The organism is Streptomyces sp. NBC_00239, assembly GCF_036194065.1.
Taxonomy (GTDB): Bacteria; Actinomycetota; Actinomycetes; order Streptomycetales; family Streptomycetaceae; genus Streptomyces.
In genome coordinates this window covers 7118156-7135958 of record NZ_CP108095.1, presented here as the reverse complement: position 1 = coordinate 7135958, position 17803 = coordinate 7118156, and the positions used below count along the sequence as shown (strand labels likewise).

The window sequence follows — 17803 nt, the reverse complement described above, 5'->3', positions numbered from 1 at the left end:
ACGCCCACAGCGCCGTTGATCACATTCCGCTGACCTCACATACTGCGCTGACCGCCGGCGGCGCTGTTGGTTGCGCCCTGGCTGGAATTGACCGCTCGATCTCATTCCAAGCTCCTGGGGGAGCCTTGCGCCCACATGTGAAGAGAGCACGCGCCTTCACCCTCGCAGCCGCCACGTCGGTGGCCCTCGTGGCCGGTATGACCGGTCCCGCGACAGCGATCGCTGCGAACACGACGTACGCGATGAACACGACGAACACGACGAGTCCCACACGCTTTGATGGCGACCAGCGGATCCAGCTCATCACGGGCGACCGCGTGGTGGTCGGCGCCAAGGGCCAGATGCTGGGCTTCGAGCCCGCGGAGGGCCGTGAGCACATACCCGTACAGGTGCAGCGCACCAACGGCCGCACGCTGGTGGTGCCCGCCGACGCGCAGCGCCTGATCGCCACCGGCAGGCTGGACCAGCGGCTCTTCGACATCAAGGAGCTCACCGACCCGCTGCTGCGCAAGAGCCACGGGGACGGGCTCAAGCTGATCGTGCGGTACGACGCCGGCTCCGTTGCCGCGCGGGCCGACGTCCGGTCGGCCGGTGACACCCGGCTGCGGCGTACGTTCCCCACCATCAACGCCGACGCCATCGGTACGTCGCAGGACGACGTGGCCCGGGTGTGGGAAGCGCTGACCGACCGGCAGGCGAGCGGCCTGCGCGCCACCGCCCCGGGCATCGGCAAGGTGTGGCTGGACGGGGTGCGGCGCGCGAGCCTGGACCGCAGTGTCCGGCAGATCGGCGCCGACAAGGCGTGGCGGGCCGGGTTCGACGGCAAGGGCGTCAAGATCGCCGTCCTGGACACCGGCGTCGACAAGACGCACGACGACCTCAAGACCCAGGTCGTCGGCGAGAAGAACTTCTCCGCCTCCCCCGACACCGCGGACCGGGTCGGCCACGGCACCCACGTCGCCTCGATCGCCGCCGGCACCGGCGCTCGGTCGGGCGGCAAGTACAAGGGTGTCGCGCCCGGCGCGAAGGTCATCAGCGGCAAGGTGCTGGGCGACGACGGCTACGGGGACGACTCCGCGATCGTCGCGGGCATGGAGTGGGCCGCCGCCCAGGGCGCGGACGTGGTCAACCTCAGCCTCGGCAGCCCGGACTCCCCCGGCGTGGACCCGTTGGAGGCGACGGTCGACAAGCTGTCCGCCGAGAAGGGGATCCTGTTCGCCATCGCGGCGGGCAACGACGGCGAGTTCGGCGAATCGACGGTGGGATCGCCGGGCAGTGCGGACGCCGCGCTGACCGTCGGCGCCGTCGACCATGACGACAAGCTGGCGCCCTTCTCCAGCATCGGCCCGCGCGTCGACGGCGCCGTCAAGCCCGACGTGACCGCGCCGGGCGTCGCCATCGCCGCGGCCGCTGCCGCCGGCAGCCTCATCGACACCCGCCCGGGCACACCGCACCCGGCGCCCGGCTACCTGCAGATCGACGGCACCTCCATGGCCACCCCGCACGTGGCGGGCGCGGCGGCGATCCTCAAGCAGCAGCACCCGGGCTGGAAGTCCACCGAGCTCAAGGGCGCGCTCACCGCGTCCGCCAAGGGCGGCGCCTACACCCCCTTCCAGCAGGGCACGGGACGCATCCAGGTCGACAAGGCGCTCGCCCAGAGCGTGATCGCCGAGTCGGGCTCGCTGAACTTCGGCCTCGCGCAGTGGCCGCACACCGACGACAAGCCCGTCACCAAGAAGGTCGTCTACCGCAACCTCGGGACCAAGGACGTCACGCTCGACGTGTCGGTGTCCGGGCTGGACCCGGCGGGCAAGCCTGCCCCGGCCGGCTTCTTCGGCGTCGGCGCCGGCAAGGTGACCGTGCCCGCCGGCGGCAAGGCCGCGGTCGACCTCACCGCGAACACCCGGATCGGCACCGCCGACGGCACCTACACGGGCTACGTCACCGCCACCGTCGCCGGCCAGTCCGTCCGTACGGCCGCGGTGGCCGTACGCGAGGTCGAGTCCTACGACCTCACGCTCCGGACCGTCGACCGCGACGGCGTCGACGCCCGGAACTTCTCCAACTCCCTCTACGGCGTCTCCGGCCCCGCCAAGGACTTCCAGCTCTACATCGACAGCCGGCCGGGCACGCACAAGGTCCGCGTGCCCAAGGGCTCGTACACCTTCAACGCGGCCGTCTACCGGGACCCGTCGGACTACACCAAGGGCACCGACTGGATCGCCCAGCCGAAGCTGGACGTCTCCGGCGACGCCAAGGTCACCGCCGATGCGCGCACCGCCAAGCCCGTGAACGTCACGGTGCCCGGCCTCGACAAGGTCGACTTCGGCGGCACGTACTACGAGCGCGCGACCGACGGCAGCCACGTCGGCAACGGCTGGGTGCTGCGCAGTTTCACCAACTTCCGCACCGCCCACATGGGTCCGGCCATCACCGACGGCTCGCTCCTGCAGACCTGGGACGCGCAGTTCGTCAAGGGAGCCACCACTCACTACGCGGTGGCGTTCGGCGGCAAGACGCGCAAGGTCTCGACCGGCTACACCAAGCACGTGAAGGCGAACGAGCTGGCGACGGTCAAGGTCGCCATCGGCGCCCCGGCCCCCGGGAAGACCGCTCTGCTCGCCCCGTTCCCCCACCTGCCGGGAGCACCGGAAGGCAACGGGTTCTGGGGGTCGCAGGCGGCGCCGGGCACGCGCACCTTCCTCGTCTCCACTGCCGACGGCGTCAAGTGGCTGACCCGGTTCAACCAGTACGGCGCGCCCGGCGAGGGGGGCCAACCGGTCTTCGACGCGGCGTCCATGTCGTCCGAGCCGAAGCGCTACGAGGTCGGCCGCACCTACCGGGAGACGTTCAACACCGGCGTCTTCGGCCCGCAGCTCACCAAGGACGCGGGCGTCTTCCGCACCGCGCCCGACCCGGCCACGGGCGAGCAGCAGCTCATCGGCTCCGTGCGACTGTTCTCCGACGGCCAGGGCCACCTGGGTGTTTCGACGCACACCTCCGCCAAGTCGACGCTGTACCGCAACGGTGTCAAGGTCGCCGAGAACGACGACGCGCTGAGCGGTGAGCAGCCCTTCACGGTCGACTCCGCCGACGCCGAGTACCGGCTCACGACCTCCGTCAAGCGCTCGGCGAAGGTCGCGGCGGTCTCCACCCGCATCGACACCAGCTTCACCTTCCGCTCCGGGCAGGTCGCGTCCACCACGGCGCTGCCGGTGTCCACGGTCCGCTTCGCGGTCCCCGTCGACCTCGCCTCGCGCGCCCCGGCGGGCAAGACGGTCCTCGTCCCGGTGACCGTGCAGGGTTCGGCGGCCGGGAGGAACCTCAAGTCGCTCACGGTGTCCGTGAGTTACGACAACGGGCGGACCTGGCAGCGCGTGACCGTCGCGCACGGCAAGATCTCCGTGAAGAACCCGGCGAAGGACAAGGCCGTGTCCTTCCGCGCCCACGTCACGGACAAGCAGGGCAACCAGTCGACGCTGACGATCCACAACGCGTACTACGGCAAGTGATGCCGCCGCGGTGACGCGTTCCTCGTGACGGCGACGCGTTCCTCGTGACGGCGACGCGTCCTCGCAGCGGTACCGCGAGGACGTGAGGGGCGGCACCACCGAGTCGATCGGTGGTGCCGCCCCGTTCGTGTCGGACGGGCCGCTTCTCACTCCTTGGTCAGCCGCACCGTGTCGCCCGCCCGTCCGCCCGCGAGGACGTCGATGCGCACGCCGCTCTCTGGGTCGGTGAAGCTCTGTCCGGGCGCGTGCGCGGCCAGGTCCAGCGGGGTGCAGCCGGTGGGCGGGGTCGCGGTCGGGTTCGCGTTCATGATCCGTACCGGGCCCTCGCCGGTCCGGGCGGCGGAGTCGACCTTGTAGATGAGGACGCCGGTGGAGCAGGCGGCCGCGTCGTTGCCCCGGGCCCGGCGGGACTCCGCCACGTACGCGGTCGTCTCACCGGTGCGCAGGACGGCGATGGTGGTTCCGCCGGGCCGTTCCACCGGGGTCAGCCGTACCGTCCGGCGACCGGAGGCGGGCAGGCAGGCGACCTGGTCGTCGCGGGTCCAGCCGAGCTTCCAGGAGTGCCAGCCGAGGTACTGCGGGGCGTGGCCGGCGATGTTGCCCATGACGTCCCAGCCGCCCGCGTACCGGTGGGTGGCGCCGGTGAACGCGTACAGGTCGGGCAGTCCGAAGGTGTGGGCGGTCTCGTGGGCGACGACCTTGTGGCCCCAGCGCCACATGTCCTGCCCGAAGGTGACGGCCCATTTGATGCGGGTGCCGTCGGCGGTGATGCCGGGCGTGGCCGGGTCGTGGAGGTAGGTCGGGGAGAAGGGAACGGCGGTCGCCGTCCTGGCGGGGACCACGTAGACCATGTCGTAGCGGGAGAAGTCCGCGTAGGGGTCGGCGGCCGTGATCGCGTCGCGGAGGTACTTCTCGTGGGCCTCGAAGGTGAGGCCGCGCGCGAAGCCGTACGAGGTGGACTCGGCGGGCATCCGGATCCAGCGGTGCAGCGGGGTGTTGTCCAGGCGCAGGCGGCCGTGGCTCGCGCGGCCCATCCAGCCGGCGGCCGGGGCGAGGTGGGCGGCGTACGGCGCGGTGGAGTCGCCGGCCGGGGCGTCCGGGAAGTCCACGTACAGGGTCAGGGCGCGGCGGGTTCCGGTGGCGGGCTGGAACCGGTTCCGGTCGGTGTCGTGGCCCTCGTCCGTCCAGCCGGTCCGGCCGGGGAGGGCGCAGCCGGCGGCGGGTGCCGGCCGGCCGGGCGCGGCGGCGGGGGTGGATGCGGCGGCCGCGGTGGGCGCGGACAGGCAGGAGACGAGGGCGACGGCCGCGGCGAGCGGCCGCAGGCGGTGGAGCGGGCTGGTCATGTCTCTCCCGTCGGAGGCAGGTTGAGGGGGTACGAGGGGCGGGTGCGGCCGGGCAGGGGCGGCGCGGGCTTACGCGCGGCCCGCGGCCAGGTCCATCAGGCGGGACAGCACGCGGCCGCCGGAGGCGGTGATGCCGTCGTGCTCCCATTCGTTGGTGACCCATGCGCGGGTGGCGCCGACCTCGCGGGCGGTGCGCAGGGAGAGCCCGGCGTCCACGTACATGTCGTCGTGGTAGACGATCGCGGCGAGTGGCACCCGGTTGGCGGCGAGACGGCGGGGGTCGTACAGCGCCGGCCAGTCGGGGCGTTCGGCGAGCAGGTCGGCGGCTTGGGCGAAGGGGCGCAGTCCCTTGATCTCGCGGAACATCCAGGGGTAGATCATTTCGCCGGTGAGCAGGAGGGGGTCGGCGTCCTCGGCGAACGCGGGGGCGTCCGCCAGGGCCCTGGCCGCCGCCCAGCCCGTCGGGCCCGCGCCCTGGCCGTACAGGGTCTCCTGCATGACGGCGAAGAGCGGGTTGTCGGTGAAGCCGGTCAGGGCCGTCACCTGGTGCAGGAACGTGTCGGTCGGCTGTCCTTCCCCGTCGAGGGATTCGTCGAGGAGCCAGTGGAGCCGCTCGAAGCCGTCGCCCATGCCGAGGACGAGGCCGAGGGTGCGCAGGCGGTGCGGGGTGAGCCGGTCTCCGTCGGGCAGGCGCACCTCGGTGGCGGCCAGGAGGCGCGCGAGTTCCCGCAGCCGGGCGGCGTCGTCGGGGTAGCGGGCGTAGAAGTCGAGGACGCGGTCCCGGACCCGGGGGTAGGTGCGGGCGTAGACGTCGTCGGCGGTGGCCGACAGGCCCGGCAGGCCGCCGGTCACGTAGCACGCCCGCAGGCCTTCGGGGGCCTGGGAGAGGTAGGTGAGGGTGATGAACCCGCCGTAGCTCTGGCCGAGGGTCTCCCAGGGTTCGTCGCCGCACAGCTGCCGGCGGATCAGTTCGGCGTCCGCGACGATCGAGTCGGCGCGGAAGTGGCCGAGGTGGTCGGCCAGCCGGGCCGGTGAGGCGAAGCGGGAGGCCGTCCGGGCGGTGACGGGGGTGGAGCGGCCGGTGCCGCGCTGGTCGAGGAGGAGGACCCGGTGGGTCTTGAGGGCCTGCGGCAGCCATCCGGGTGAGCCGGCCGTAGGTCTGGGGGACTTGCCGCCGGGTCCGCCCTGCAGATAGAGCAGCCAGGGCAGTTGCCGGCCCGCGTGGCGCGCGTCGGTGACCTCGCGGGCGAAGATCCGCAGGGTCGGGCCGTGCGGGGCCGCGTGGTCGAGGGGGACGGCGAAGACGTGGTCGACGGTCGCGTACGCGGGGTTCATGGGTCCCTTTCAGGCTGCGGGCGCACGGTGGCGTGTGACATTGCACGACAGCATGGCGCGGCCGCCGGAACCCGTGGAGCCCCCACTTGTCCATAACTCCGCGCTATGGAGGTACGACAATTGTGGGTACCATTTCACATAACTATGTTACGGGTCACATTCCACAGCCTTCCAGGGCTCTTCCCGACCGTTCACGGAGTGACCACTGATGAACAAGCGCACTCTCCACGCCGTCGCCACCGGCCTGGCGGCGACCGTCACGCTCGGCCTGGCGGGCTGTTCCAACGGCAGCCACTCCGACGGGGGCCGGCAGGACGGGGCCGCCCCGAAGAACCCCGCACTCGCCAACGCCGGGGCCACGGTCGGCGGCACCCCGCAGAAGGGCGGCACGCTGACCGTCCTGTCCAACCAGGACTTCACCCACCTCGACCCGGCCCGCAACTGGGTGATCGGCGACATGGACTTCGGCACCCGGCTGCTCTACCGCACGCTGGTGACGTACAGGGCGGCGCCGGGCGCGAAGGGCGGAGAGCTGGTCCCCGACCTGGCCGAGGACCTCGGCGTCTCCTCCAACGGCGCCAGGACCTGGACCTTCAAGCTCAAGAGGGGCCTCCGTTACGAGGACGGCACCCCGATCACCGCGCAGGACGTCAAGTACAACGTGGAGCGGTCCTTCTCCCCCGACCTGGCCGGCGGCCCCGACTACGCCGCCCGCTACCTGGTGGGCGGCGAGGGCTACCGGGGACCCGCCCGGGGGCAGCACCTCGACTCCGTCAGGACCCCCGACGACCACACGATCGTCTTCGAACTCCGCAAGCCCTTCGCGGAATTCTGCAACGTCACCGTCCTGCCCACCTTCGCCCCGGTGCCCAGGGCCCGGGACAAGGGCCCCCGGTACGACAGCCGCCCGTTCTCCTCGGGCCCCTACAAGATCGAGTCGTACGACCGGGACAAGCGGCTCGTGCTGGTCCGCAACCCGCACTGGGACCCGGCGACCGACACCGTGCGCAAGGCGTACCCGGACAAGCTGGTCGTGATGATGGGGATGAGGGCCAACCAGATCGACGACCGGCTCATCGCCTCGGAGGGCGTGGACGCCTCTGCCGTCCCCTGGAGCAAGCTGCGCCCCGAGAGCACTCCCAAGGTGCTCACGAAGACCGACGTCAGGGCGCGGCTGCTGGCCGAGTCCACCAACTGCACCGAGATGGTGCAGATGCACACGGGACGCGCCCCCTTCGACGACCTCAAGGTCCGCCAGGCCGTCCTGTACGCCCTGGACCGCGAGGCGGTGCTGACCGCCTCGGGCGGTCCCGCGCTCAACGACCTCACCACCGCCCTCATGCCCGGCTCGCTCTTCGGCGGCAAGCAGCCCGACACGCTGGGGATCCCGGCCACGGGTGACGTGGAGAAGGCGAAGCGGCTCCTCAAGGAGGCGGGCCGGCCGGACGGATTCGCCACCACCATCACCGTCTCCAACGGCGACAAGGGAGTCGCCGAGGCGATCCAGCAGTCCCTGGGCCGGGCGGGGATCAAGGTCACGATCGACGCGGTCGACCCGTCGGCCTTCTACGACACCATCGGCGACACCGAGAACCGCACCGACCTCGTCTACACCGGCTGGTGCCCCGACTACCCGTCCGGCTCCACCTTCCTGCCCTTCCTCTTCGACGGCCGCTACATCAAGGAGAAGGGGAACTCCGGCAACCACTCGCTCTTCCGCGACGCGGCGACGATGAAGCGGATGGACGAGATCGCCGGCATGACCGACGCCGCGCGGGCCGATGCGGCGTGGCGGCAGCTGGACGGGGAGATCCTCGCCAAGGCCCCGACGGTGCCCGCCGTCATCGAGCGCATGCCGCTGCTGCTCGGCACCAACATCGCGGGCGCGTTCGGCCACACGTCCTTCGGCGGCCAGCTCGACTACGCCACCATCGGGCTCAAGGACCCGGCGAAGTAGCGCATGGAACTGGAGGTACGGCACCTGCGTGTGGTGTGCGCGATCGCCGAGGCCGGCAGCCTCACCCGGGCCGCCGCCGCGTTGTCCATGACCCAGCCGGGCCTCAGCACGCAGTTGCGCCGCATCGAGTCGATGCTCGGCGGAGCGCTCTTCGAGCGGCGGCGCGCCGGGGCCACGCCCACGGCCTTCGGTGAGCTGGTGCTGGCCCGGGCCCACGCCGTGCTGCCCGGCATCGACGCGCTCCTCGCCGACACCGCCCGCGCGGCCCGCCACCTGGCGTCCCCGGACCGGGTCCGCGTGGGATCGGTAGGTGCTCCCCTCATCGGCCACCTCGTCCTGGCCGTACGGACGTTGCTGGCCGAGGCGGAGGTGACCTCCCGGTGCCACTACTCCCCCGTCACGCTCCTGGACGACCTGGCCGCCGGCCGCCTGGAGGCGGCGGTCCTCGGGGACCACCCGGAGCAGGTCCTGCCGCCGCGCGACGGGGTGGTCCTCACTCCCCTCGTCACCGAACCCGTCTTCGCCCTGCTGCCCGCCGCCCACCACCTGGCCGGCCAGGAGGCCGTGTCCCTGGCCGAACTCGCCGATCACGACTGGGCGATGCCCAGGCCCGACGGCGACCGCACCCGCGAGTACTGGTCCTCGGTGTGCGCCCTGACCGGCCGCCGCCCCTCCGCCCCGCACGAGGCGGAGGGGCGCCAGCTGATCGAACTGGTCCGCGCGGGCCTGGCCGTCAGCCTCTGCCAGGCCACTTTCTCGGAAACCCCCGGCATCGCCGTCCGCCCCCTCGCGGGAAACCCGCTCTGGTACCGCCACGTCCTGGCCTGGCACCGGGACGGCCCGCTGGCCCCCCACGGCGACGGCATCCTGCGCGCGGTGGCGGCCGGCTACCTGGAGACGTGTGCCGCCAGCCCGGTCTACGCGGACTGGCGGCTACGGCACCCGGGCGCGGCCCGGGTGCGGTCGGCGTGAGCCGGTCAGGGGTCACGCCACCGGCTGCTGCTGGGTGACGCAGTGGATACCGCCGCCGCCGGTGCCCAGGCGGTCGATGTTGAGCTGTTCGATGGCGCGGCCGGGGAAGAGCCGGGCGAGAGTGGACCGGGCGGCGGCGTCGGCGGCGGTGTCCCCGAACTGCCCGGTGACGAGGGCGCCGTTGCACAGGTAGTAGTTGGCGTAGGAGGCGAGGAAGTCCGGGTTGGCGGAGCGGATCTTGTAGTAGTCGGGGCCCTGGAGCCTGGAGACGGACATCGGGGTGCCGGACGCCGTCGTGGCGGTGGACAGGACCTGGTACTGCTTGCGCGCGTCCTTCGCGTAGACGTCGTTGTCGGAGGCCAGGGGCATCTGGACGAGCGCCCTGCCGGGGGCGAGGAAGCGCGAGGTGGCGTCGACGTGGTCGTCGGTGATGTCCTGACCGACGACGCCGTCGAACCAGATGACCTTGGAGGCGCCGTAGGCGGCGAGCATCGCGCTCTCGACCTGTGCCTGCGACATCCCGGGGTTGCGGTTGCGGTTGACGAGGCTGCTGCGGGTGGCCATCAGGGTGCCGGCGCCGTCCTGTTCGATGGCCCCGCCCTCGCCCACCAGGTCGGCGCGGCTGAACGGCACGCCCGCGTAGGCGGCGATCCGCTCGGCGACGAGGGCGTCCTTGGCGTGGGTCTGCTTGTTGCCCCAGCCGTTGAAGTTCAGTCCGACGGCGTCGAGGCCGCCGGCGCCGTCGGTGCGGAAGACCGGTCCGCTGTCGCGCATCCAGCAGTCGTCGACCGGGATCGAGGTGATGACGGTGACGGACGTGCCGCACATCGAGCGGGCCTTGGCGGCGCCCGCGGAGTTGGCGCACATGACGACGGGTTCGTAGCGGGCGATGGTCTTCGCGATCAGCGCGATGTCCGCCTGCACGCCGCCGAGTTTGCCGCCCCAGATCGAGGTGCTGTCGGGCCAGGCCATCCAGGTGCGGGTGTGCCGGACGTCCTCGATCGGGACGCTGAAGCCGGCCGCCGACGCGGCGCCGCTCCTCCGCGACGCCGCCCGGGCACGGCCTTCGGCCGCGGCCAGCGCGGCGCCCGCGGCGGTCAGTCCCGCGACCGTCAGGAACCTCCGCCTGCCCATCCCCTCACCCGAGGGATGACTCACAGCGTGATCGTTCATGGCTGTCTCCTGTCTCAACTGCCTGCATTGGATGGGGTGTTGAAGGGAAGCTAGAACTGACCGAGCGCTCGGTCAATAATCTCGACACCAGTTCTGCGGGGGGGGGTGCCGCACGAACACCGGGCGGATGCCGAACGGATGTCGACCGGACCGGAGAAACCCGCAGGTGGCGCCGGGACGCTGGTTAGAGTGGCGCCATGGCAGCATCCGCGAAGAGTTCCCGGGATCTCGGCACGGCCCCCGCCCGTACGGTCCCGGCCCGCACCGTCCCCGCCCCCGCGGGTCCCGCTCCCACGGGCCGGCCCCGCGTGTCGGCCAAGGGCGAGCAGACCCGGGCACGGCTCGTCGCGGCGGCCCGCACCCTGCTCGCGGGCGAGCAGAGCGAGCGCTTCACCACGCGCAACGTGGCCGCCCTGTGCGGGGTTTCGCACGGGATGTGCCACTACCACTTCAAGGACCGCACCGACCTCGTCCTGGCGGTCGTCGAGGACATCCGGCCCGAGTGGATTTCCCCCCTCGAACAGGCTGTGTCCGCGCCCGGCGCCTTCGCCGAGCGGGCCGAGCGGGTCCTCGCCCTACTGACGGAGCCCGAGAGCGCCGACCTCTCGCACCTGCACGCCGCGCTGCACTGGCACGCGCTGAACGACGAGCGCGTACGGGAGTCCCTGGAGGCGGAGTACCGGCGCTGGCGGGCTTGCTTCGTGGACCTGTTCCGGGTGCTGGCGGACGAACGCGGCGAGGACGTCGACGCCCGCCCGCTGGGCGAGGCGGTGGCCGCGGCCGTGGACGGACTGGCCGCCGCTCAGTCCCTCGACGCGGAGTTCGACGCGGGCGCGGTGCTGCGCGTGCTCGTGCGCACGCTCGCCGCCGGCGCCTGAACCACCCGCGGCCCACGCCCTGCCGCAGAGCCCGCAACAGGGCCGGTACCACCGCCCGTCACAGGGCCCGGCGGGCGGCGGCGATCGACGCGGGATCCCAGCCGGGACGGGGCACCGACTCCATCAGGAGCCGCGTGTACGGGTGCCGGGGCGCGGCGAGCACCTCCGCCGTGGCGCCCGCCTCGACGATCCGGCCCTCACGCATGACGATCACGTCGTCCGTGACGCAGCGCACCACGCCCAGGTCGTGGGTGATGAACAGGTAGCCGATCCGGGTCTCCTCCCGGATGTCGGCGAGCAGGTTGAGGATCTGAGCCTGCACCGACACGTCGAGGGCCGCGACGGCTTCGTCGAGGACGAGCACGGCCGGCTCGACGGCCAGGGCGCGCGCGATGGCGACCCGCTGGCGCTGACCGCCGGAGAGCTGGCGGGGCCGGGCCTGCGCCGCCCGGCTGCCGAGGCCGACCTGGTCGAGGAGTTCGCGGACGCGCCGGTCGTGGTCCCCGCCGGGGAAGTGCAGGCGCAGGGTCTCGCGGAGGACCCCTTCGATGCTGGTCCTGGGGTCGAGGGAGAGGTAGGGGTCCTGGAAGACCATCTGGACCTCGCGGGCCCGAGCCAGGCGCTGTGCGCGACCGCGCCCGTGCGCCGGCCGGGCCTTGCCCCGTACGAGGACCTCGCCGGAGTCGGCCCGCTCCAGGCCGACGACGATCCGGGCGGTGGTGGTCTTGCCGGAGCCGGACTCGCCCACGATGCCCAGGGAGCCGCCCTCGGGGAGGACGAACGACACGTCTTCCACGGCCCGTACGGTCCCGTAGCTGCGGTGGAGGCCGACGGCCTCCAGTACGTGCTCAGGCATCGGCCGGGCTCCCTTCGAGGCGGTCGGTGTGGTGGCAGGCGGCCCGGTGTTCCGGGCGTCCCGGGGCGGCCAGCGGCTGCGGGGCCTGCCGGTCGCAGATCTCCGTGGCGAACGGGCAGCGGGCGGCGAAGGAGCAGCCGTGGAGTTCCTGCCGCAGGTCGGGCGGCCGGCCGTCGATGGCGGCGAGCCGGCCCCGCGGCGCCGCCGGCCGGGGGGTGGAGGCGAGCAGCGCGGCGGTGTACGGGTGGCGGGGGTGCGCGAACAGGTCCGCGGCCGGGCCGGTCTCGACGATTCGCCCGGCGTACATGACACAGACCCGGTCGCTGATGGCGGCGGCGAGGTCGAGGTCGTGGGTGACGAAGAGCAGGCCGGTGCCGAAGCGTTCGCGGAGCGTGGCCAGCAGGGCGATGACCTCGGCCTGGGTGGTGACGTCGAGGGCGGTGGTCGGCTCGTCGGCCAGCAGGAGGACGGGGTCCCCCATGAGGGCCGCCGCGATCACGACCCGCTGGAGCATTCCGCCGGAGACCTGGCCGGGGTACTTCTGGAGGGCCGAGGCGTCCAGGCCCACGGCTTCCAGGAGTTCGACGGCACGGGCGGTCGCCCGGGGCCGGCTCAGGCTCGCCGTCCTGGCGAGCCTGACGCTCTCGGTGAGGAAGTCCCCGATCCGGCGGAGCGGGTTGACGGCTGCGCGGGGGTCCTGGAAGACCATGGCCGCGGTGCGGGTGCGCAGGGCGCCCAGGTCGTCGGCGCCCATGGCCAGGACGTCCCGGCCGGCCACCCGGACGGAGCCCTCGGCCGTGGCGCCGGGCGGGAGCAGCCGTAGGGCGGCGCGGGAGGTGAGGGTCTTCCCGGAGCCGGACTCGCCGACGAGGGCGACGGTCTCGCCGGGCGCGACGGTGAGGTCGACGCCGTCGAGGACGGGGCGCGCGGTGCCGGGCAGGGTGATCCTGAGTCCCCGGACGTCGAGCACGTACGCATCCGCCGTCGTGCGCGTCGGATCCGTCGGGCGGGCCGGGTCGGTGGGGCTCGCGGGGCCGGTCGGTTTCATGGGGCTCATCGGTCTCTCCTGGCGACGCGGTCGGCCCAGCGTTCCCCGACCACGTTGAAGGCGACCACCGTCAGCACGATGAAGGCGCAGGGCAGGATCGCGGACAGCGGGTAGCCGTGCTGGACGGCGGTCTGCCCGTCGAAGACCATGCGGCCCCAGTCGGGGGTGAGCGCCGGCACGCCCAGCCCGAGGAACGAGAGACCGGCGAGGTCCATCAGGGCGTAGCCGAAGTTGATGGTGGACTGGGCGAGGACCACGGGGGCGATGTTGGGCAGGACGTGGCGCAGGCAGATCTGCACCGCCGAGTGGCCTTGGACCTGGTACGCGCTGACGTAGGGGCGTTCGCGCTCGGCAAGGACCAGGGAGCGGGTGAGGCGGCTGACGTAGGGCAGGTAGGCGATGGCGAGGGCGATGACCGGTGCGGTCAGGCCTTCGCCGTAGACCGAGATGATCAGGATGGCCAGCAGCATGCCGGGGAAGGCGAAGACCAGCTCGGTGCTGCGGGACAGGACCGAGTCGAGCCAGCCGCCCCTCCAGGCGGCGGCCGTGCCGATGGCGACACCGGCGACGGTGGAGAAGACCACGACTCCCAGAGGGCCGAGGAGCGAGGTGCGCGCGCCCAGCAGCAGCCGCGAGAGGGTGTCGCGGCCGGCCGCGTCCACGCCGAGCGGGTGCCCGGCGGAGGGTCCGGCGAGTGCGTTGCCCAGGTCGATGACGTTGGGGTCGTACGGCACCACCCAGGGGGCGAGGAGTGCCGCCGCCACCACGAGGGCGACGAACCCCATGCAGAGCACGTACAGCGGGGACCTCGGTGACCGGATCCGGGCGAGGCCCGGCCGGCGCGTCAGGACGGCGGTCATGCGGAGGACCTCCTCGAACCGAGGGCGATCCGCGGGTCCACCAGGGGCAGCAGCAGGTCGACGACGAGGTTCACGGTCATGAACAGGGCGACGATGATGAGGGAGATGGCCTGGACCGTGGGGAAGTCCTTGGTGGTCGTGGACAGTTCGAGGAGTTGTCCGATGCCGCCGATGCTGAAGGCGGTCTCGACGAGGATCGTGCAGACCAGCAGGGTGGAGACGATCAGACCGCCGGTGGTCAGGACGGTTCCCAGGGCGTTGCGGAACACGTGGCGGCGGATGACCTGTCGTTCGGGGACGCCGCGGCTGCGGGCGACCGTGACGTGCTCGCTGTCGAGGGCCTCGGCCATCGCGGAGCGGGTGACGCGGGCCAGCATGCCGATCAGGTACAGGGCCAGCGCGATCGAGGGGAGGGTCAGGTGCCAGACCATGTCCCCGAAGCCGTCGCCGGCCCCGCTGCTGGGGAACCAGCCGAGGTTGACGGCGAACAGGCCCTGGAGCAGGACGGCCGCGACGAAGGACGGGGTGCCGACGGCGAACGTGGTGGTGACCAGGACGGCGGAGTCGGTGGCGCCGCCGCGGACCGCCGCGATCCAGCCGAGCAGCAGCCCGAGGGCGACGACCACGGCCAGCGCCATCGTGATCAGCAGCAGCGTGGTGGGGAGCCGGTCGGCGAGCAGCCGCGAGACGTCGGTGCGGTAGGTGATGGAGCGCCCGAAGTCGCCCTGCAGCACGTCGCCGAGCCAGCGCAGGTACCGGACGAGGAAGGGGTCGTCGAGGTGGTACCGGGCGTTGATCGCGGCGAGCGCTTCGGGTGAGGCGGAGCGGCCGGCGAGCAGAAAGCCGGCGGGGCTGCCCGGCGCGAGGTACATCGCGCCGAAGACCACGAACGACGCGCCCAGGAGGGTGGCGGCCATCTCCGCCACCCGTCGCACGGCGAATCTGGCGATGTTCACTGGGCTGCCCCCACGCCGGCGGCCCACGGGTGGTACATGTAGGAGATGGTCGTGGGGGCGCCGGTGATCCTCTTGTTGAGGAACATCGCGGTGGGCCATTCGGCCACCGGGATCCACAGCAGCTGTTCGGCGGCCCGCTTCTGGAGTTCGGCCTCGACGGCGAGCCGCGCCCGCCGGTCGTACGTCGCGGTGGCCCGGTCGACCAGCGCGTCGTACTTCTTGTCGCTGTAGCCGGCGAAGTTCAGGTAGGCGCCGGTCTTGAAGGCCGTGAGCAGGTCCAGCGGATCGGTGATCGAGTCGTAGTAGGTGAGCGGGAACATGTCGATGCCCTCGCGCGCCTTGGGATCGGTGAACAGCGCGGTGAAGGCGTTCGGGGCGATCGTCTTGAGCCGGATGTCCAGGCCGATCTGGGTGCCGGCGGCCTGGACCGCGGTGGCGAGGAGGGAGACGTCCTGGCCGATGGAGCTGGTGGCGACGGTCAGCGTCCTGCCGGTGGCACCCGCCTCCTTGATCAGCGCCTTCGCCTTCTCGATGTCCCGGTCGGGGCGCGGCAGGCTGTCGAGGGCGACCTTCAGGGTGTTCTCGGGGGCGGCGGCCCAGGCGGCCCGGGTGGTGAGCGAGTTCGTGACCGTGCCGGCGCCGCCGAGTCCGGCCTTGACGAATCCGGAGCGGTCGAGGGCCAGGGACAGGGCGCGCCGTACGCGGACGTCGCCGAGCGGGCCCTTCATGTTGGTGACGTTGACGTTGACCGTGCTCAGGCCCTCGCCGAAGTACAGCGTGCCGACGCCGCTGCCGCGCAGCCGGGCGTAGCTCTCGGTGGGGATGAGGTAACCGCCGTCGGCTTCTCCGCTGAGCAGGGCGTTGGTGCGGGCGGAGGGGTCGGTGAGGACCCGGAAGACGGCCTTCCTGGACTTGGCCTTCTCGCCGCGGTAGCCGTCGAAGCGTTCGAGTTCGATCGACTGGCCCTTGTTCCAGGTGCCGAGTTTGAAGGGACCGGTGCAGGCGAGGCTGCCGGCGGTGCCGTAGTCCTTGCCCGCCGCTTCGATGCCGGCCTTGGAGGCCACCACTCCGGCGGCGGTCGCCATGTACTGGGGGAACTGGGAGTCGGGCTTCTTGAGCTTGACGGTGACCTGGAGGGGGCCGGTCTTGGTCACGCCGGCGACGTTCTGGAAGACCTGGGCCCAGGCGGCGGCGTTGTCCGGGTCCATCTGGCGGCCGAGGCTGTAGACCACGTCGTCGGCGGTCATGATGCCGCCGTCGTGGAAGCGGACGCCGGAGCGCAGGTCGTAGACCCACGTGGTGGGGTCGGGGTTGGCGGCTTTGACGGCCAGCCCGGGCTCGGTGGTCAGCTCCGGGGTCCAGCGCATGAGGCTCTCGCACACGTTGGAGAGGATCGTGTTCTGCGGGTAGTCGAACGCCACCGTGTAGTCGAGGGTGGGCGGTTCGGCGTAGACGGCCCAGGTGAAGGAGTCGATCTCGCCGCGGGCGGTGGGCGTGGACGCGGAGAGGTGCACGTCGGTGACGTTGCCGGGGTCGCCCTTGGGCGGACCCGCACAGGCCGCGAGCAGGGCGGAAGAGGTCAGAACGGCGGTGGCGAGGCCCGCGCTGCGGCGGCCGGCGCGGTAGGGGCGTCTGCTCGCGCGGGGTGGGGAGGTGGTCATCGTCGCGCTCTCTTTCCGTGAGGGATGCGGGGGGAGGAGCGGGCGGACCGCCGGGGCGGACCGCCGGGAACGGCGGGTGTGCGGGTCAGCCGGCGGCCGCGGTGGTGCGCGTGGCGGGGACCTGCTGGGTGATGCAGTGGACTCCGCCGCCGCCGAAGGCGATGGCGAGGGCGCGCACGCCGACGACCTTGCGGCCGGGGTGGGCCGAGGCGATCACCGCGAGGGCCTCGTCGTCCTGGGGCATGCCGGCCACCGGAACGACCACGCCGCCGTTGGCGACGTAGTAGTTCAGGTAGGACACCTCGATCTCGCCGCCGGCGAGGTCGGCGAAGGCCGTCTGGGGTACGTCGATGATCTCCAGCCGGCGGCCGCGGGCGTCGGTGGAGGCGTCGAGCACGGCGCGGTTGGCGCGCATCCGGGCGTAGTCGGGGTGGTCCGGGTCGGAGGGGAGCGAGACGACGACCGTGCCGGGCGCGGCGAAGGCGCAGACCCCGTCGACGTGGCCGTCGGTCTCGGTGTCGAGCAGACCGCCGTAGGGCAGCCAGATGACCTTGGTGACCCCGAGCCGGGTCTTCAGTTCGGCCTCGATCTCGTCACGGGTCAGGCCGGGGTTGCGGTTGGGGTGCAGCAGGCACTGCTCGGTGGTGATCAGCGTGCCCTCGCCGTCGACGGTGATCGCGCCGCCTTCGAGGATCATGTCGGAGGCGATCCGGTCGACTCCGAGGTGCTCCAGCAGCAGGGAGCTGATCCGGTCGTCGGCGTCGAAGGGGTGGTGCTTGCCGCCCCAGGCGTTGAAGCGGAAGTCCACGCCGGCGCGGTTGCCGTCGCCGTCGAGGACGAACAGCGGGGCGGAATCCCGGAACCAGGAGTCGTCGAGGGGCAGCTCGATCACGGTGACGTCGGTGCCGCAGCGGGTGCGGGCCTCCTCCCCGTGGCCGGGCGGCGCGACCATGGTCACGGGCTCGAATCCGGCGATGGCCCGGGCGACGTCGGCGTACTCCTCCTTGGCCTCGTCCAGCACGCTCCCCCACAGGTCCTGGCGGGTGGGCCAGGCCATCAGGCACCCGTCGTGCGCGGACCACTCGGCGGGCATACGGAATGCAGTCATCGCGGGTCTCTCTTCTTCTCGCCAGAAGTACCCGTCGGCGGTGGCCGGCAGCTCGGTGTCCGGCAGAGGCGCGGGACGGGTACGCGGTAGTGAACGGAATCTTCCTCTCGACTGAAAATTCAGTCAAGAGTGGGGATGTGGGTC

The 17803-nt window shown here is 72.2% G+C and carries 13 protein-coding genes; 4 read left to right on the top strand and 9 right to left on the bottom strand.

The genetic code is table 11. The annotated features are described in order from the left end of the window. Positions 1-137: 137 nt before the first annotated feature. Positions 138-3512, top strand: a complete 3375-nt coding sequence (locus tag OG764_RS31745) for a S8 family serine peptidase (RefSeq protein ID WP_328971763.1) — start codon at positions 138-140, stop codon at positions 3510-3512. Positions 3513-3658: 146 nt separating this feature from the next. On the opposite strand, the gene OG764_RS31740 is transcribed toward OG764_RS31745, so the two are convergent. Then, the gene (locus OG764_RS31740) at positions 3659-4855 is read right to left on the bottom strand and encodes a M6 family metalloprotease domain-containing protein (RefSeq protein WP_328971762.1); all 1197 of its coding nucleotides are present in this window, start codon (positions 4853-4855) and stop codon (positions 3659-3661) included. A gap of 69 nt (positions 4856-4924) precedes the next feature. Next, entirely contained in the window at positions 4925-6190 is a 1266-nt protein-coding gene (locus OG764_RS31735) for an alpha/beta fold hydrolase (RefSeq protein WP_328971761.1), read from the bottom strand. Positions 6191-6398: 208 nt separating this feature from the next. Between OG764_RS31735 and OG764_RS31730 the strand changes: the two genes are divergently transcribed. Then, positions 6399-8147 carry an ABC transporter substrate-binding protein gene (locus OG764_RS31730; protein ID WP_328971760.1) on the top strand — a complete coding sequence of 583 codons (1749 nt, stop codon included), beginning with the start codon at positions 6399-6401 and terminating at the stop codon, positions 8145-8147. 3 nt (positions 8148-8150) lie between these two features. Next, positions 8151-9119 carry a LysR family transcriptional regulator gene (locus OG764_RS31725; RefSeq protein WP_328971759.1) on the top strand — a complete coding sequence of 323 codons (969 nt, stop codon included), beginning with the start codon at positions 8151-8153 and terminating at the stop codon, positions 9117-9119. A gap of 12 nt (positions 9120-9131) precedes the next feature. Here OG764_RS31725 and OG764_RS31720 read toward each other — a convergent pair whose 3' ends face one another. Then, a complete protein-coding gene (locus OG764_RS31720; protein WP_328971758.1) occupies positions 9132-10292 on the bottom strand; it encodes an agmatine deiminase family protein in 1161 nt (386 codons plus the stop codon). Between the two features lie 197 nt (positions 10293-10489). Here OG764_RS31720 and OG764_RS31715 point away from each other — a divergent pair, with 197 nt between their 5' ends. After that, positions 10490-11170, top strand: a complete 681-nt coding sequence (locus OG764_RS31715) for a TetR/AcrR family transcriptional regulator (RefSeq protein WP_328971757.1) — start codon at positions 10490-10492, stop codon at positions 11168-11170. 58 nt (positions 11171-11228) lie between these two features. Here the strand turns inward: OG764_RS31715 and OG764_RS31710 are convergent, their stop codons facing one another. From OG764_RS31710 to OG764_RS31685, 6 genes are all read right to left on the bottom strand, one after another. After that, on the bottom strand, positions 11229-12026 hold the full coding sequence (locus OG764_RS31710; RefSeq protein ID WP_328971756.1) for an ABC transporter ATP-binding protein: 798 nt from the start codon (positions 12024-12026) through the stop codon (positions 11229-11231). After that, complete coding sequence (locus OG764_RS31705; RefSeq protein WP_443056255.1) at positions 12019-13074, bottom strand: ABC transporter ATP-binding protein; 1056 nt, start codon at positions 13072-13074, stop codon at positions 12019-12021. Before OG764_RS31705 ends, OG764_RS31710 begins: the two co-directional genes overlap by 8 nt. 5 nt (positions 13075-13079) lie before the next feature. Then, entirely contained in the window at positions 13080-13934 is an 855-nt protein-coding gene (locus OG764_RS31700; RefSeq protein ID WP_328971754.1) for an ABC transporter permease, read from the bottom strand. Further along, complete coding sequence (locus OG764_RS31695; RefSeq protein WP_328971753.1) at positions 13931-14890, bottom strand: ABC transporter permease; 960 nt, start codon at positions 14888-14890, stop codon at positions 13931-13933. Before OG764_RS31695 ends, OG764_RS31700 begins: the two co-directional genes overlap by 4 nt. After that, positions 14887-16551, bottom strand: coding sequence for an ABC transporter substrate-binding protein (locus tag OG764_RS31690; protein ID WP_328971752.1), 1665 nt, complete (start codon positions 16549-16551; stop codon positions 14887-14889). Before OG764_RS31690 ends, OG764_RS31695 begins: the two co-directional genes overlap by 4 nt. 85 nt (positions 16552-16636) lie before the next feature. Continuing rightward, positions 16637-17659 carry an agmatine deiminase family protein gene (locus OG764_RS31685; RefSeq protein WP_328971751.1) on the bottom strand — a complete coding sequence of 341 codons (1023 nt, stop codon included), beginning with the start codon at positions 17657-17659 and terminating at the stop codon, positions 16637-16639. Positions 17660-17803 lie beyond the last annotated feature (144 nt).

Excerpts from the sequence above, each read along its gene's own strand:
- OG764_RS31685 (WP_328971751.1), bottom strand. The coding sequence starts at position 17,659 with ATGACTGCATTCCGTATGCCCGCCGAGTGGTCCGCGCACGACGGGTGC.
- OG764_RS31735 (WP_328971761.1), bottom strand. The coding sequence starts at position 6,190 with ATGAACCCCGCGTACGCGACCGTCGACCACGTCTTCGCCGTCCCCCTC.
- OG764_RS31725 (WP_328971759.1), top strand. The coding sequence starts at position 8,151 with ATGGAACTGGAGGTACGGCACCTGCGTGTGGTGTGCGCGATCGCCGAG.
- OG764_RS31700 (WP_328971754.1), bottom strand. The coding sequence starts at position 13,934 with ATGACCGCCGTCCTGACGCGCCGGCCGGGCCTCGCCCGGATCCGGTCA.
- OG764_RS31740 (WP_328971762.1), bottom strand. The coding sequence starts at position 4,855 with ATGACCAGCCCGCTCCACCGCCTGCGGCCGCTCGCCGCGGCCGTCGCC.
- OG764_RS31720 (WP_328971758.1), bottom strand. The coding sequence starts at position 10,292 with ATGAACGATCACGCTGTGAGTCATCCCTCGGGTGAGGGGATGGGCAGG.
- OG764_RS31690 (WP_328971752.1), bottom strand. The coding sequence starts at position 16,551 with ATGACCACCTCCCCACCCCGCGCGAGCAGACGCCCCTACCGCGCCGGC.
- OG764_RS31715 (WP_328971757.1), top strand. The coding sequence starts at position 10,490 with ATGGCAGCATCCGCGAAGAGTTCCCGGGATCTCGGCACGGCCCCCGCC.
- OG764_RS31730 (WP_328971760.1), top strand. The coding sequence starts at position 6,399 with ATGAACAAGCGCACTCTCCACGCCGTCGCCACCGGCCTGGCGGCGACC.
- OG764_RS31710 (WP_328971756.1), bottom strand. The coding sequence starts at position 12,026 with ATGCCTGAGCACGTACTGGAGGCCGTCGGCCTCCACCGCAGCTACGGG.
- OG764_RS31705 (WP_443056255.1), bottom strand. The coding sequence starts at position 13,074 with ATGAAACCGACCGGCCCCGCGAGCCCCACCGACCCGGCCCGCCCGACG.